We start from the raw sequence: 16,389 nt of genomic DNA, 5'->3' as shown, positions 1-16,389 counted from the left end.
TTTTATTATTTTAAAAGTTCACCCTTACGCCTTATGCACTCTCTGTTTTCGACTTCTTATCCCTCTCGTTAGGTACAATTAAGGGGATCAGAACTTCCTCTTCTTGTAAAGGCCCATAGTCTTGCCTTTGATCAAGATATAAAGCCTCTATAAACGGTTGATATTTCCTTTCAAGATGTGACACTTTAACCTTGAGGCTCGGCGTAATCTCTTCTCGTTCCACCGTCCACTGTCTCCCAAATAAAAGCATTTTTTTAGGTTGCTCGAAGGATGCAAACGCCCGGGTATAGTTTTGCACTTCATTAATGATTAAGACTCTGACTTTTTCAGAGTGGAGTAATTCAGCATGAGAGGCAAACTTCACACCTTGAGCCTGAGCCCATGGGACCAGATACTCAAAGTTAGGCGTAAGCAAGGCTGTCACATACTTTCTACCTTGACCAATCAGGGCACTTTGCTCAATGTAAGAACTTTGATTGATGGCATTTTCCACAGGCTGTGGAGCCACATTTTTCCCTGTTGAGAGAATCAAAATGCTCTTTTTACGATCGACCACTTTCAAATAGCCTTCCTCATCAAATTGTCCGATATCACCTGTTTTAAAATAGCCATTGTCAAAGGCTTGGGCTGTTGCTTCTTCATCCTTATAATATCCTTGCATGACAACAAGGCCTCGGACAAGGATCTCACCATCCTCAGCCAGCTTCACTTCTAAATTTGGAAGTGGCTTTCCCACTGTTCCGATCTTAGTCCGAGTGATTGGATTTGCCGCTATGACAGGGGCGGTTTCAGTCAGTCCATAGCCCTCCATTACCGGAATATCAATACTCCAAAAGAATTGCGCAATCTCTGGGTTCAGTGACGCCCCTCCAGAAATCAACCCCCGTATACGTCCACCCACTTTCTCTTTAATTTTCCGATAAACCAGCCGTTCCGCTAACTTCCACTTTCTTCTAAGCTCCGAAGGCAATTCACCAAATAACAAGTGATCGGGGGAACTCGAGATTAAATAATCATAGCGCTCCCTCCCCACCTCTACTGCCCAGTTAAAAATTTTCTTTTTAAAAGATGAACCCGCATGAATCTCTTCTTGAACCTTTGCGTATATTTTTTCAAATAATCTCGGTACACTCGTCATCACCGTGGGCCGTACTAAAAGAAGGTCATCAACAATCGTCTCTAAGCTTTCTGCATAGGCAATAGCTGCCCCTACATTCAATGGAATAAACTGTCCGGCTGTTCTTTCAAAGACATGGGATAAAGGGAGATAGGACAAAAGAACATCCTCTGAACGCGCTTCAAGAACCCAAAATTGGACACCTTCAATATTGGCTAGAAAATTTTCATGGGTCAGCATGGCGCCTTTTGGATTCCCGGTCGTTCCTGAGGTATGAATAATAGTCGCTAAATGATTGCTCTCAATGGCGGCCCACCTTTCTGTCCAGTCCTCGAGAGGTTTAGATTCCCCTATGGCCATAAGGGTTATAAAACTAAGTGCTGAGCCCGGGAGAACTTCTTCCTCAGGGTACATCACAATAATCCGAGTTACCGCGCTATCTCCTTGAAGGACCTTGCTTAGCTGAGCCTCATTCTCTACAATAGCGACTTTGCATTCAGCATTATTGAGTATAAAAGCCGTTTGTTCAACTGTCTGTGTCGGGTAGATTGGAACACTGACAGCGCCTAAACTACTAATCGCAAAATCCGATATGGGCCACTTCGGGTTATTTTCGGAGAGAATCGCGACCTTATCCTCTTCACTCACTCCTAGATGAGCTAGACCACTGGCACAATCTTTGACTTGCTTCCACATCGTTCGGTAGCTCATCCCACGATACTTCCCATTTTCTTTCCACATTAAGGCTGTTTTATCAGGGTAACGGTCAACGGTTCTTTTAAGCATTTCAACCAGATTCTTCGGCTTCATGAATACAAGGCTAACTTCTAAAGGTGTTTATTAAGTTAACTCCTTTAACTCTTAAACACACAAAGTGCGGAAAGAAGTTATACCTCAGCCTCCTCTCCCATTTAGATTTTTTCACTTCGCCTCTGATACGTACTCCTTCCGTTCCAATCCCTTTCAAACAACACGATTAGTCTACAGCATAGTATTCTAGTAACTGATCCAACTTTAACGCTAAACCTATATTGCCTTTGACTTTTAATTTCCCGAGCATAAAGGCCGTGGTTCCCTTAAGTTGACCCGTAATCAGTTTTTTAAAGTCTGTCACCTTCATTTGTAAGCGACAATCCGCCTCCTCTATTGGTTGATCTTTTACCCTTGCCTTACCCTGAGAGAGCTTTAATTGATAAGTCCCTTCCTCTTCACCCTTAAGTTCAAACTGATAGACAACATCGAGTTCTTGATAAGGGGCCGGATCCTCATTCATTAGGCGTTCAACTTCTGCAAACAGTTCTTGAACCGACACCTCGGTTGTTTTTTTCATAAAAGCACTCCTTTTTGACAGCGTTTTCAAATTATGAATAGCTGTTCATTCCTCTATAGTATTCTATTCACCATACTCACGTCCTTTCCCTTTAAATTTTGATGACATTCGCTTTAACAGCCTGGAGTGGAGAGCAACACTATAAGCGTTAAACTTATAAATTCTGGTGATATTACAAAAAAGAACGATCATCCGGATCATGGTGATTCCCCGGAACATCGTTCGAATTTTACTTATAGACGTTTCTTTATCTAGTTTTTACAGTCTTTTCCTAATCGTAAAGTTGTCCTCAAGCAATGTCCAATTTTCAGGATAGGGGTAACCGAGAACCCAATAACTAATTCCTCTAAGATGTGCACTTTTAACGAGATCAAATTTTGCTTGAGCGCTTCGGGCATCTTCAAACCAAACTTCATGCCTTTGGCCTTGTTGATCAGTGTATTGAAAAAAAGGCGATTGTGCCTTGTGATCATATTGGATAGTAGATTGATATTGAAGGGCCCGTTCCCTTGCTTCTTTCGGGCTAAAGGTCTCCGCCTCTTGTCCCTGAACATGAGGAATCCGCCAATCCCGAGCATAGACTTGGAAACCCATCATAATTTTATTTCTCGGTATAACTGTCACGGCATAATCAATGACTTGTCGTATCCGATTTAGTGGAGAAATGGCCTGCGGCGGCCCAAAGCGATAGCCCCATTCATAGGTCATTAAGACGACAAAGTCGACAATTCGCCCATGCGCAGGATAATCATGTGCTTCATACAACAACCCTTGTTGAGAGGCGCTCGTCTTCGGTGCAAGTGATGTCGAGACAAAGAGTCCCGCATCATGCAAGCGCCGGACCGCACGCTCCAAAAATTGATTATAAGAGCCGCGATCATATGGATAGACATTTTCAAAATCGATATTAACACCCTGATACGCTTTCTGCTTTGCTATGCTGATGATAGCTTCAAATAATTTTTGTTGGAGATCCTCGCTTATTAAAAGAGTATGGGCTAAATCGGAGCCGAGTTCCTGAGAGGTGAAATTTGAAATCGACATCATTGGAACAGCCCCATGATTCAACCCTTCGCGAATCACATCCGTATCACCAAGAGCCGTTAAGCCACCGTCTTCTTTAATCCCATAGGCAAACGGTGCTAAATAGGTCAAATGCTCACTCACTTGTCTAACTGCATTCACGCCATGACTATCCAAATCATAAATAAAGCCATTGGTCTCGATCAACGGTTTTTGACCATGACTTGGAATCGTCAAGGTCATCCCTGGACTAATCGTATTGGGATCTGTTAATCCATTCATTTGGATCAGCGCCTGTACGGTTGAACCTGTTTTTTGCGCAATGCTCCACAATGTATCGCCATACTGCACTGTATAACTTCGTGTGGATGTCGGAATAACGAGCGCTTCTCCAGGGACCAATTGATTGGAATCCTCGAGTTCATTAACAGCCACAATTTGAGGGATATTCACATTATACTTCTGTGCAATTTGTCCCAACGTATCGCCTTGACGAACAACATATATTTCCATTCTCCCACCCCTCTTTTCAACTCTAATGTATGTAAAAATAAAAAATAATGTGCCTAATTTATACGAAATAACGAGCAAGGCGTAACATGTCCTTTGTTGAGGCAATGAAAAAAGGTTTTTATGCTAAAGGGAGCGTTAAGCAAGGGGCTGAAGTCGAGGGAGTAAGTTTTTTCAACAAAAGGAATGATCCGAAGATCCACTTTGGAGAAAGGAGGTTGGAACAGAAGTCTTTCACTCATAGCAAAATCCGAACACTCGATTTGAATGAACGGATTTTGCTTTATTCTTAGCAAGAGGCCCATCATGGTTTAAAGATTTTGAGTCTCCGCATTTTGACGACGTTCTCTGTTTCTAACTCCACCTTTGAACTTGCATCGGTTCAGTATTTTTAATTGATTATTTTGTTTTGTCCTGGCCTTTCATTAAATCAGCTATTCTCTGCTTCGTCTCTTTGATTTTCTGAAGGAGCAGTTCTTGTTCTTCCACGGATGCGCCTTCCTGATTTTCAGACATTAATTGCGTTAATTGGAGATTAAGCTGCTGCCGTTCATTCTCCTTTCTTTGTTCATCATTCGTTAAGTGACCTTTTTGTAAAAATTGCTCATACTCTTGAAGGTTTCCATGAAAATCCTCAATCTGTTGATCCTTTAAATGAACAATCCGGTTAGCCACTTTTTGCACTAAGTAGCGATCATGGGAGACGACGACGAGTGCTCCCGGATAGGCCTCTAGAGCATACTCGATGACCTCCCGAGTCGCAACATCAAGGAAATTGGTCGGCTCGTCTAACACGAGCAAATTTGCGTCACTAAAATATAGCTTCAGAAAAGCAATCCGACACTTTTCACCCATACTTAAATGTTTGATCTTCTTGAAGACATCATCCTGCGGAAAAAGAAAACTTCCTAGAATGGTTCGGGCTTCTGACTGAGTCATTTCTGGCATCACCAAAAGACTATCTAGTAACGTCTCATCCTCATGGAGATTATTTAGCTCCTGAGAAAAATACCCAATCTTTAATTGCGGATGGCGATAAATAGTTCCTTGTGAAGGCTTGAGTTCGTTAATTAGTAATTTCAGCAATGTGGTTTTTCCTGACCCATTATCCCCGATCACCGCTATCCGGTCGCCACGTCCTATATGGAGAGAAACCCCTGACAACACCTGAACCTCCCCATAGGAAAAGCCCAAGTGCTCAACTTGTAATAGCTGTCGAGCGGAAAAGTCACTGTCTTGCAAATGAAGGTTGAGTTTTTTATCTTCCTTCGGTCGATCTACTTGATCCTTTTCCAAACGTTCGAGTGCTGATTCCTTAGCTTTAAATCGCGACACATTTTTCTTTGCCTTTGACCTTAAAAAATCATTTTGTCCCGCTGCTTTATGGGCTAAACTGAACCACTTCTGATAGCGATTAATCGCTTCTTGGAGTTCTTTCCGCTCCTTTTCCTGTTTCTTATAAAGTGTTTCTTGCGTTTGCCATTCAATCCTTTTTTGTTCTCGATAAGCGGAGTAACCACCCGTATAACGCTTGACCCCGTTTGGACTTAACTCATATAAGGCATCTGCGACCCGATCCAAAAACAAACGATCGTGGGAGACAAAGAGGATAGCCCCTTTAAACTGTCTGACCCATTCCTCTAACCATAATAATGACTCCTGATCGAGATGATTGGTTGGCTCATCCATCAATATACAGCGAGGATGATGTAACAAAAGGCGAGCAAGCTGCACCTTTGTTTTCTGCCCACCACTTAATTGCTGAAAGGGAACATCCCATGCCACCTCATCAAGCCTGACTTCCACAAGCGCTCTTTCAGCTTCATTCATTAGGTTATAACCATCAGCAGCAAGGAATTTTTCATAAACTGTACTATAAGTCTCCCATATATCGGGATAACTTGTGGCATCCCCCTTTAATCGACTTTCCGCAACTTCAAGCTCACTTTTCAACCTAAATCGTTCACGATCAGCAGATTCCACCATTTGTCTTGCACTAAGATCCGAATCCGCTGAAACATTCTGTTCCAACCACGCCCACTGCTCTAATGGTACAAAGCGGTGAACTGTCCCTTTCTCAAAGGCAAGCTGATTAAACAACCCTTTAAGGAGCGTGGTTTTGCCTGACCCATTACGACCAAACAGTGCCAGGTGCTCTCCTTCTTTTAATTCTAAATTGACATCTGTAAAAAGCTGCCGTCCATTCCAGTCCTTTTGCAGGTGATCTGCCTTAAAAATATACATCCTTTAACCCCCATATCCTTAAAATAAAAAAACACAGACGTCAGCCTGTGGACAGATACGGGAAATGAAACGCTCAACGCATACTCCTTCTATACATGAAACGCTTTTCATTCTCAAAATGATGCAATTTTACAAAAGTACACACACTGATCCCGTCCGTCTCACAAAGGCGAAACGCACTCATAAATGCTGTCCAAAGAGTCCTATTATACAGCTTTAAAACAACTCTTTTGAACTTGCATATGACGTTATTCTCTTAACGCTTTAAGGAATCATGTGTGAGCTTCATTGTATGATTGGTTACCTCCGTGTCATATAATATATTTACATTAAAACAAATTTTACGAATAAAGGCAAATCAGATTCTGTTCAAAAGAGGATTGAATAATCTTTGTTAGAACGTTGCTTATTGCCCTATTCTCGTATAACATTAAGGCAAATAGGAGATAGATGATGAGATACATAGAAATTGTTATTTTAACTGAGAGGAGTTCATGCAGAGGTGTTTAAAACTAAGCTGCAGATGTGGACGTTTGAAATTTTAATGATTGTGGTTATCCTCTTTGTCTGTACTAAGCTTACTTTTATTTTTCAACCGATTTTCACATTTATTTCTACCTTGTTTTTCCCGTTTTTAGTGTCAACCTTTTTGTATTTTTTACTCAATCCAGTGGTCAATACCATACAACGCGCCAAAATCCCTCGAACCGTGGCTATCCTTATTTTATATGTTCTCTTTGCAGGAATAGTCGCTCTTATCATCGGATGGTTAGGACCAGTTGTTGTTCGACAAATTGATCAGTTTATCAATCATGTTCCAGATTATATGGTCATTATTAAAGATTTGGCCGACAAGACTTCTCATACTGAATGGTTTAAATGGATCATGAAACAGGATTATCTCGAGAAAATCAGTGACTCCATGAATTCCGAACAAGATTTCCTCAATAAGATTAACGATATATTAGGTTCGACGGCTTCAAGCTTAACTAAAAACATAACAACGGGGCTTCAAACTGCTTTTAGTGTTTTAACAAGCATCACCATTACGATCATCACCGTACCTTTTATTTTGTTTTACATGTTTAAGGATGGTCGGAAATTTCCTGAAGCGGCTTCAAGATTTGTTCCTTCTCACTATCGTCAGGAAGGCATTAATATTCTAAAGGAAACAGCAACAACCTTAGGGACTTACATCCAAGGGCAAACGATTGTTTGTTTGTTCGTCGGGACCTTTACATTTATCGGGTACTTAATTATTGGTCAGCCTTACGCACTTCTTCTCGGAATTATTGCAGGGGTCACCAATATTATCCCTTATGTGGGACCCTTTATCGGGGCAGCTCCTGCTGTTATTGTTGCTCTGCTTATCTCACCCGCCAAAGCGCTTTTTGTTATTTTAGTGGTGGTGATTGTTCAACAGCTTGATGGGAATATTATGTCCCCTCTTATTATCGGGAAAAAATTAGATTTACACCCTTTGACAATTATCATCCTACTTCTCGTCGCCGGGAACCTTGCCGGCATTCTCGGGATGATCTTAGCCGTTCCTGTCTATGCTGTTGTTAAAACAGTCGTTGTGAATTTATATCGACTGTGGAAGCTAAGGACAGAGACCTAGTAGCCTTTTCATGAGGCTACTAAAAGTCCACTGCAAAATTACCGTTTCTGACGTTAAAAAAAGGATTCCAGTTATCTAAAAATGATAATCGGAATCCTTTTACTTTTTAGTTCATGAGGTTTCAAATAAAGCATTGCTTGGCTTACACCAAGTCCTTATCCATGAAGACAGGTTTTTCTACCGATCTCTTTATGGCTTCGATAGCCTTCTTATTCTTTAAAAAATAGAAGCTGGCACAGCCCTGCGCTTTTCTAACTAAATAGTAGTAGCCTTGTGACACGAGGACTCGCGAAGCTTGACCTTTTATTGTTCCGTAGATTTATGGTCCTGACTCGTAAGATAAACGGGAGTACTATCCGTCAACGACTTCACATTTGCCGCAACCTTTTCGCTATAGGAAAAATCGCCATAACAGTATGGATAACGGAAATTACTTTTATCTCCACCACAATTATAAAGCTCTGGATTCTTATGGACTTGCTGAAGAGAGAACTCCTTTGCCAATTTCTCTGAGTGATGCCCCCCATGCTGAGCAACGAAGTTGATATAACCGGTTCCCATATTATAGGCCTGCAAAATCGTTTGGAAATCCACGCCTTTTTTATCGCCGTACTGAAGAATACTTTGAAAATGTTTGATACCCTGATCGATACTTTTCTTAGGATCCTTAATACTATTTGGAGAGAGACCGGCAGATTCTGAAGCTTGCATTGGATCCCCACCCTTACCATGGCTTTCTTGCTGCATCAGCGCCAACATGACGGGTGTATATTGCTCTAAATTTTTATGGGCTAATTCCTTCTGGATAACAGGCTCGTACTGTTTTACGTTTTTAAAGGGATCGATATGATCTTCCACTATATGTTTAGTTGGAGTACTTAGTGTGTCAATGAGGACCATCACTGCAATTAAGATGATACCAAAAAGGAGCAAGCCTAAGATTTTGTTTTTATTGTGTAATGATTTCGCCTTCATGCTATTCCCCGCTTATCTCTCTTTTCATCCTTCTATTTTAAAACAAAAAGCCTTTTAGTGATAGTCAAAATCATTCCCTCTTTTTGTAAACTATTTATAGCTTCAGACCGTAATCCGCTCATAAAGGACTGTAAAAGTTTCCTATCAAGGGGCTGGATTGAATAATTTCCTCAACCGAGGGGAATCTACCCAAGACTAAAACTGAGGAGTGATAAACATGCAACTTGCTGCACATGAAGTTCATGAATTACATGAGCTGACGCTTAGCTGTGTCAATTCGATCACCAATATGGGCTATTTCATTCAGCATATCCAAAATCCTGAACTCAAGGCCATTGTTGAGAAACATCTCCCTTATCACATTAGAGACTATGATATAAAGGTGGAATATCTAAGCAAAGTTGAAGGCGCACAAACACAGCTCCCCATTCCTGAACTCAATCAAAACCTACAATCCTATACGACTTCACCTGTAAGTGCTTATCCACCCGTTACTCCACGGACTTCTGTACAAGACTTTAATGATCGTGAAATGGCCACTGCTTATCTTTTAACCTTAAAACGGGCAGGTCGTGAATATGCATGGGCAGCGATGGAACTCAGCCAACCGCAAATCCGACTTTTTTGTCAAAATGCCTTTATGATGAGCTGTAATCATGCTTATGAAGTCTGGCAATGGATGGTTCAACAAGGCTTCTATCCTCTAGAACCTGCTGATCCAGCAATGACGACAAAGATTGGGAATGTGTACGGCATTGTGCCACCTCAATAATGTAACCTTCATTTACTTTTACCCAGTTGGGCCCGGTGGTAACGGGCCCTTTTATTGTTCCTTGACACCTTGAACCATTTTAGCTGAACACACAGGACATACCTTTGATTTTTGAGTCGCCTCTTCGTGGGTTTGAATACGTTGCCACGCAATACACGCTTGACTCGTGCATAACCAAGCCAGAAAAGTTTGCGGTTCATCGGTTCTCTGTTCGGCCTGTCTAATAGTAGACGTTGTCTCTCGCTTTCCGGTAGAGGACACCTCTTCTTTTTGTCTTGCCTCTGGAACAAAAGGCGAGAGAATAAACCGAGACACTTCTGTTTTCTTACCCCGATAATAGATTGGGGAACTGATATACAATTCGTCCATTGCTCTTGTAATGGCGACATAGGCAAGCCGCCTTTCCTCTTCAATCGCAGCCATTGTTTTGCCTTTTTCATGGGTTTGTGTTCTTTTGTCCTCGAGTACCTCGGCGTCAATAGCCGAGCTGTGTGGCAAAATACCTTCAGATGCTCCAATGAGATAGACCACCGGGAATTCCAATCCCTTTGCTCTATGAATCGTCATAAGTGATACGGCATTTGCCTCAGATTGACTTTTTAAATGCTGCATGTCCTTATGACGCTGAATCATATCCTCAACAAACCTTAAGAAATCTTCATGCTCAGCAAAACGTTTGGCAGAGGTCTCTAACTCATCCAAGGTTTCTTTAATCATTTCTTTGTGTAAAGATAACTTTTCATGATTCGCTTCCAGAAAAGCATCATAAAATTCTTTTCTTATCGATTTTATCGCAGCCAGTGGGGGCATCTCCCACCATTTCTTGATCCACCTCATCCGCTCTTCTATAGCTTTTATCTGAAACTGTTTTAGGCCCGAGAGTGTCTTAAGATGAATGAGAGGATATTTTTTCTTCTCGCTTCTCTCTTGACGCTGAATCCAATCCATTCCTTGCTGCCGGTTAATATAAAGCGATGGTAAGACGCCTTCAATAGCCTCGAAATGGCGAGGATTTTCTGCTAAACGTAAATAATCCACAACGGGTTTTACAATCCATTGTTCATAAAAGTTCTCTTGGCCCAAAGAATAAGGGATAAAAGGGATATCATTTAAGATTAATGCTTCAAATATAGCGCGACTATTGTTGGCGGTCCGATGGAGAATAGCACAATCACGAAAGCTTCTCCCATCCTGGCTGATCGCCTTTTTAATCCGTTCAACAACTATATCAGCCTCTTCATCTATGGTGTCTGGGCGTAAGTACTTTGGACCCACTTCCCCCTTACGGACTGCCTGTAGGACCTTCATCTTACGCTCATGATTTTTAGCAATCACCTGGTTGCCAAGACCGACAATTTCAGCACTCGATCGATAATTAATGGTTAATGTTGTCATTTGGCTACTTGGAAATTGCTTATGGAAATTCAAAATATAGTGGTTGCTTGCTCCGTTGAACGAATAGATAGTTTGATCATCATCCCCGACAACAAAAAGGTTTTGATGTTGAGCCACTAACAGCTTTATAAGTTCATACTGTAAGGCATTCGTGTCTTGAAACTCATCGACCATCACATATTGAAACCGTGCTTGTAAAGAACGAAGCAGTTGGGGGGTATCCATCAGCACATCATAGGCTTTCACTAAAATATCATCAAAGTCCATCTGCCTATGCTGTTTTTTCCATTCCTCATACCGTCTGAAAAGGTTTTTTTGCTCCTTCTCTGCGGGCGTTTTATCCGGTATATCCGCCATTGTCATGCGATTAATTTTAAAATGAGAAAATAATCCTAGTAAAGCCTCGGGCTGATAATCATCTTGAAGACCCTCACTCTTCAGGATCTTCTTCATAATAATTTGACGATAGCGATCTGAGCTTAAAATTTCTTCGCGAATCCCCTGATGCCTTAAAATCGTCAAAAAAAAGGCATGAAAGGTATTCGCTTGAATTTGTCGTGCCTCCAGCGGAGTAAGTCCCGGTAGCTTTGCAATACGTGCCTTCATTTCACCTGCCGCCTTACGAGTAAAGGTGACTAAAAGAATATTTCGCGGGGAAACATTTAAGACATTAATAAGATAACCTGTCCGACTTATCAGCACAGAGGTCTTTCCTGAACCCGCTCCAGCTAATGTCAAAAATGGCCCCTCTGTATGTCTAACAGCTGCAATTTGCGCCTCATTTAATAGTGTCCCTTGATGTTCAAGAGACCGAAAAAAGAAGGCATCAAACTCCGAATCCTCAATTAAGTCCTTACTTGTGCGCTTACTTGCCAATTCTGAAATAGGAATTTTGGTGTTCACACTTCCAGAAGGCGTGACTGAATACTGCTTTTCTTTCATTAAAAACCCACCATACGCCTGAAAATTAACATCTAATAGAAATCATAACATATTGATGGGACGCACAATATGAAAAAACATTAGGGAATTTAAGACAGCAGTCCTAAACAATTCATGAAAACAACTGAGCAAGCCTGGTCCTTATTAAAGCACTGAAAAGGTTTTCTTATACTAAGGCTGCGCTTTCTGTCACCCCGTTAATTAAAGCGGAAATCCACACTATCCTAGTGACCTAAAAGTTTATGCTTTTGTATGAAAACAACGCTTATTGGAACAGTACAACTTATTTATGTTAATTCTCATGAATCAAGATTATACACTTTTCCATTTACATTATATATAGTAGCGGCATGCTCTTAACCGCTATGTGGTTTCTTTTCTTTTAAAGAAGGACCGACAGCGTCGGCCCTTCTCTTTTAAAGCTTCTTATCGTCAATCTGATTCAAATAGTCTTCAGCCGCGCCAACAACGGCTTCCACACACCCTTCTTCAAAAGGAGACATGAGGCCGGCGAGTTTCACTAATTCTATAAAGGATCGGCTTCCTCCCTGCTGACAAAGATGAACATAATCGGCCCATGCTGCCTCATGGTTTTCATTCATCTTCTTCCAAAACTGTAAGGCGCAAATTTGAGCCAAGGTATAATCAATATAATAAAAAGGTGAGCTAAAGATATGCCCTTGCTTGTGCCAAAAACCACCGTTCTCTAAATAGTTGTTGCCTTCATAGTTGAGATGGGGAAGATAGCGCTTCTCAAGACTCCGCCATGCCGCCTTCCGTTCTGTTGGTGTCGCTTCAGGATGGGCGTAAACAAAATGCTGGAATTCATCAACGGCTACGCCATATGGAATAAACAATAACGCTCCACCAAGATGCGTAAATTTATATTTGTCAACGTCTTCTCCAAAGAACCTCTCCATCCAAGGCCAAGCAAAGAATTCCATACTCATGGAATGGATCTCTGCCGCTTCATAGGTAGGAAACTGATATTCAGGCGTTGCGAAGTCTCTACTCGAATAAGCTTGGAAGGCATGCCCACCTTCATGTGTTAATACATCAATATCGCCTGAGGTCCCATTAAAGTTGGCAAAAATAAAAGGAGATTGCCATTTACTAATATAAGTACAATAGCCGCCCGAGGCTTTCCCTTTCTTAGCCAAGAGATCCATGAGCCCATGATCTGTCATAAAGCTAAAAAATTCATCGGTCTCAGGAGACATTTCAGCATACATTTGCTTGGCTTGCTTGACAATCCAATCGGCATCTCCTTTTGGTGTTGCATTGCCGGTCTTATATTGTACAGCCTCATCATAATAAGTAAAGACATCTAAACCCAGGCGTTCTTGTTGTCTTTGTAAGAGCTTGGTCGTCAAAGGGACTAGGAAATCTTCGACTTGTTTACGGAACTTTGCGACATGATCCGCACTATAGTCTGTCCGAAGCATGCGTGCATAACCCAATTCAACAAAGCTTTCAAACCCTAACTTCTGGGCAATTTTAGAGCGAACCTTGACGAGTTTATCATAAATTCCATCGAATTGCGCCTCATTGTCAGACATAAATTGGTAGAAGGCCTCGGTTGCTGCCTTTCTGACTGATCGATCTATAGACACACGAAAAGGTGTCAATTGATTGAGATTATATTCCTCGCCCTCAAAGACTACTTTTGCGGAGGCAATCAGCTTATCATACTCTGTTGCTAAGCGATTCTCTTGCTGCAGCTCTTCGATAACTTCAGGAGAAAATGTCTTTAGGGTAAGTTCAGCCATTTTAAAAAGCTGTTTCCCCTTCTTAGCCTCTAACTCATTTCTAAATTTAGAGTGGATGAGTGCTTGATAAATATCCGTCACGAGCCCTTGGTACAATGGCTGTGTCTCATCAAAATAATCCTGTTCCTGTTCATAATACGGGTCTGTTGTGTCTATCGTGTGGCGAATGGCGGCAACTTCTGCCATCGATTCAAACTCGCCCCTCACTTTATTCATTTCATCAATAAGATGGCTTTGGGCCTCGGCTGAATCCGCCGCGTTAAACTGCTCAAGAAGATCATGAATCTGCTTGTCAATAACTTGAATATCTGGTCTTTGATACGCATACTCGCTAAATTTCAATATAACCCCACCCTACTTTTTCCTATTTATCCCAGTGCAACCATCCGTAAAACTCCCACTTCAAACATGAAGAGTTACAAGGCTGTTTAGTGTAAAGCAACGGACGCTACCATCCCGATGGTTCAACTAACTATCAGTGGTGAAGAGCAAAAACCCCACTGATTGAAGTTTCACTTTTTTTGGCCTCCACTGGCCTCTTTAATTAGTTCTTTCGACGTAGTCCCCCTTTTTTCCTTCTTGCTAAAAAGCATTGCTCTCCATTCAACTCTGTGAATAAATTGTGAACACTTTTTGAAGGGATGTCTAATTCTGCGGACAACGTCATACATTTCAAAAGTGGAGGCGAAGATTAATGAAAAGACAGCCAGGCAAAGCAGCAATTTATTTAGTGTTGTTTTTAATGTCATTAAGTTTACATATTCAATTTCCGATTTTCACCCCCTTTGCCATAGCAATTGGGGCTTCTAGTTTTTTCGTAAGTATCCTGTTAAGTAGTTCATCCATTACCAACTTATTTGGACATGTGATCGCTGGACCCTTTATTGACCGTATAGGCAAAAAGCCATTTATCGTTCTGCCCCTGTTCTTATCTTCCATTTTTATGGCGGCTCATGCCACTGCCCATGATCCTTTGCAACTCCTTGTCTTTAGAATCCTAAATGGGTTTATCTTGGCTTTTATGGGACCGGCTTGTTTCGCTCTGCTTGCAGCTTATGCTCGCAATAGACGTCAGGAAGGGAAAAACATGGCTATTCATGGTTTAACTGTGACACTTGCCAATATCATTGCTCCATTTATTGGCGGAAGATTGGCCGACGTTTTTGACTATAGAGGAACCTACCTTTTTGTTGGCGGTGCACTATTCATAGCCGCGCTGCTCGCCCTAGCTTTTGTGAAAGATGTTGATCCGATTATTGTCCATACAAGAGAAAGCACTTCATTACGAGCTATTTTATCAAATAAAAAACTCCTCCCCTTATTCTTTGTCGGGTTTGCCCTCATGTTTGGGCATGGCGCCCTTATCTATGAGCTTCCATTCTTAACCGTTGAAAAGGGACTCTCCTCAACACAAACAGGGATCCTTTTTAGTTTTATGGGGTTTGGATCTTTAGTTTCCCTCAGCTTCTTCTGGCTCAATCGGTTCTCAGCGACAGGGCGGATTGTCATCGGGATGGTGCTCACTGGCCTTCTCTATTATCAAATGGCTGCTGAAATACTTCCTGTGGGCATGACGTTTGACTTATTCGGAATGGGATTGACGTTTGGGCTTATTTTCCCAGCCATCACCTCGCTTCTTGCCCAAAAAGTCGGCCACAGCCAATACGGATCAGCCTTCGGCATCTTGTCGGCTGTTTTTTCCCTTGGCGCGATCCTGAGTACGCTCACTTCAGGGCTTGTCCGCCATCTGATGTCCCCTTACTTTCTTGCGTTTATTGTCACAACGCTTGGCGCTGTTTATCTCATCTATGATCATATGAAGAATAAGAAATTAGAGTCACCGCTTTATAATTAAGAAAAACCATCGCCTTGATGACCATGATTTTATCGTTTAAAAAAACATACTAAGATTAGTGGGTAAGGTCATCGACGGATGACTTTACCCACTATTTTTCTTTTTTTGAGCTATAGTGAGGAGTGAAAGAAAGCTCGACCAGCCTCAGGGATCTCGAATCCGCAAAATAAACCGAGCTTCTTCACTTTCATTTTTGAATCAGATTTAAGTATGTTGGGGCCATGGAGCTCGTGTATAGGAAATTGGAATCGAAATGAATAAGTGGAGATCTTTCAAAATGATCAAGAAGAGAGAGGAAAAATATTGGAATTAGTTATCGCTTTAGATATTTCTATGGGGAAAAGCTACAAAGTGCTATACGATGGTCAAACATGTCTTTCTGAAGGAGAAATTCTTCATAACAAGGATGGTTTTCAAACGTTGCTTGATGAAGTCCGAAACCTTTCTGAAGAACCTATTTTTGTCTTTGAATCAACCGGTATTTATTCAAATCCAGTTGAAACCTTTTGTCGAGAAAACCAATTGCGTTATTGCTTATTAAATCCTCTTGTAGCAAAGAAACAACTAGAACAAGGAACCTTGAGGAGCTGGAAAACAGACAAACATGACGCCCACAAATTAGCACAAGCCCATCAAAAAAATGATCGACCAGAAAAAATACAACAGCCGGAAATTTATAATGAAATCCGTGACCTTTCTCGGTTCTATCAAGAAGTAGAAGAAGAAATAAAACGTACACGGATGCACTTGCATAATGCACTTCAATTAAGCTTTCCAGAACTTGAACTATTCTTTTCAAGTAGGATTACGCCATATGCCCTAACATTGATTGGCTT

General features: G+C 41.4%; 11 protein-coding genes. 4 read left to right on the top strand and 7 right to left on the bottom strand.

What is annotated here, in order from left to right; all coding sequences use genetic code 11:
- Positions 1-31: 31 nt before the first annotated feature.
- The 4 genes from IEV91_RS14615 to abc-f form a co-directional block, all read right to left on the bottom strand.
- On the bottom strand, positions 32-1,927 hold the full coding sequence (locus IEV91_RS14615) for an AMP-dependent synthetase/ligase (protein ID WP_188498165.1): 1,896 nt from the start codon (positions 1,925-1,927) through the stop codon (positions 32-34).
- Positions 1,928-2,093: 166 nt separating this feature from the next.
- A complete protein-coding gene (locus IEV91_RS14610; protein WP_188498164.1) occupies positions 2,094-2,447 on the bottom strand; it encodes an SCP2 sterol-binding domain-containing protein in 354 nt (117 codons plus the stop codon).
- Positions 2,448-2,705: 258 nt separating this feature from the next.
- Positions 2,706-3,983: a glycoside hydrolase family 18 protein gene (locus IEV91_RS14605; RefSeq protein ID WP_188498163.1), complete on the bottom strand. Its 1,278-nt coding sequence runs from the start codon at positions 3,981-3,983 to the stop codon at positions 2,706-2,708.
- Between the two features lie 396 nt (positions 3,984-4,379).
- The gene (abc-f, locus tag IEV91_RS14600; RefSeq protein ID WP_188498162.1) at positions 4,380-6,224 is read right to left on the bottom strand and encodes a ribosomal protection-like ABC-F family protein; all 1,845 of its coding nucleotides are present in this window, start codon (positions 6,222-6,224) and stop codon (positions 4,380-4,382) included.
- A gap of 502 nt (positions 6,225-6,726) precedes the next feature.
- Here abc-f and IEV91_RS14595 point away from each other — a divergent pair.
- Entirely contained in the window at positions 6,727-7,845 is a 1,119-nt protein-coding gene (locus tag IEV91_RS14595; RefSeq protein WP_188498161.1) for an AI-2E family transporter, read from the top strand.
- 303 nt (positions 7,846-8,148) lie between these two features.
- On the opposite strand, the gene IEV91_RS14590 is transcribed toward IEV91_RS14595, so the two are convergent.
- A complete protein-coding gene (locus tag IEV91_RS14590) occupies positions 8,149-8,820 on the bottom strand; it encodes a lysozyme family protein (protein WP_188498160.1) in 672 nt (223 codons plus the stop codon).
- A gap of 217 nt (positions 8,821-9,037) precedes the next feature.
- On the opposite strand from IEV91_RS14590, the gene IEV91_RS14585 reads away from it, so the two are divergent.
- Positions 9,038-9,592, top strand: coding sequence for a spore coat protein (locus IEV91_RS14585; RefSeq protein WP_188498159.1), 555 nt, complete (start codon positions 9,038-9,040; stop codon positions 9,590-9,592).
- 51 nt (positions 9,593-9,643) lie between these two features.
- On the opposite strand, the gene IEV91_RS14580 is transcribed toward IEV91_RS14585, so the two are convergent.
- Entirely contained in the window at positions 9,644-11,929 is a 2,286-nt protein-coding gene (locus tag IEV91_RS14580; protein ID WP_188498158.1) for an ATP-dependent helicase, read from the bottom strand.
- Positions 11,930-12,345: 416 nt separating this feature from the next.
- Positions 12,346-14,040, bottom strand: coding sequence for a M3 family oligoendopeptidase (locus tag IEV91_RS14575; RefSeq protein ID WP_188498157.1), 1,695 nt, complete (start codon positions 14,038-14,040; stop codon positions 12,346-12,348).
- 352 nt (positions 14,041-14,392) lie between these two features.
- Here IEV91_RS14575 and IEV91_RS14570 point away from each other — a divergent pair, with 352 nt between their 5' ends.
- Together IEV91_RS14570 and IEV91_RS14565 are read left to right on the top strand one after the other, a co-directional pair.
- Complete coding sequence (locus IEV91_RS14570; protein WP_188498156.1) at positions 14,393-15,553, top strand: MFS transporter; 1,161 nt, start codon at positions 14,393-14,395, stop codon at positions 15,551-15,553.
- Between the two features lie 303 nt (positions 15,554-15,856).
- A partial coding sequence (locus IEV91_RS14565; protein ID WP_188498155.1) for an IS110 family transposase occupies positions 15,857-16,389 on the top strand: 533 nt, incomplete at its 3' end.

Origin of the sequence: Pullulanibacillus pueri (assembly GCF_014639255.1) — a bacterium.
GTDB classification, from domain to species: domain Bacteria; phylum Bacillota; class Bacilli; order Bacillales; family Sporolactobacillaceae; genus Pullulanibacillus; species Pullulanibacillus pueri.
This window is presented reverse-complemented; position numbering and strand designations above follow the sequence as displayed.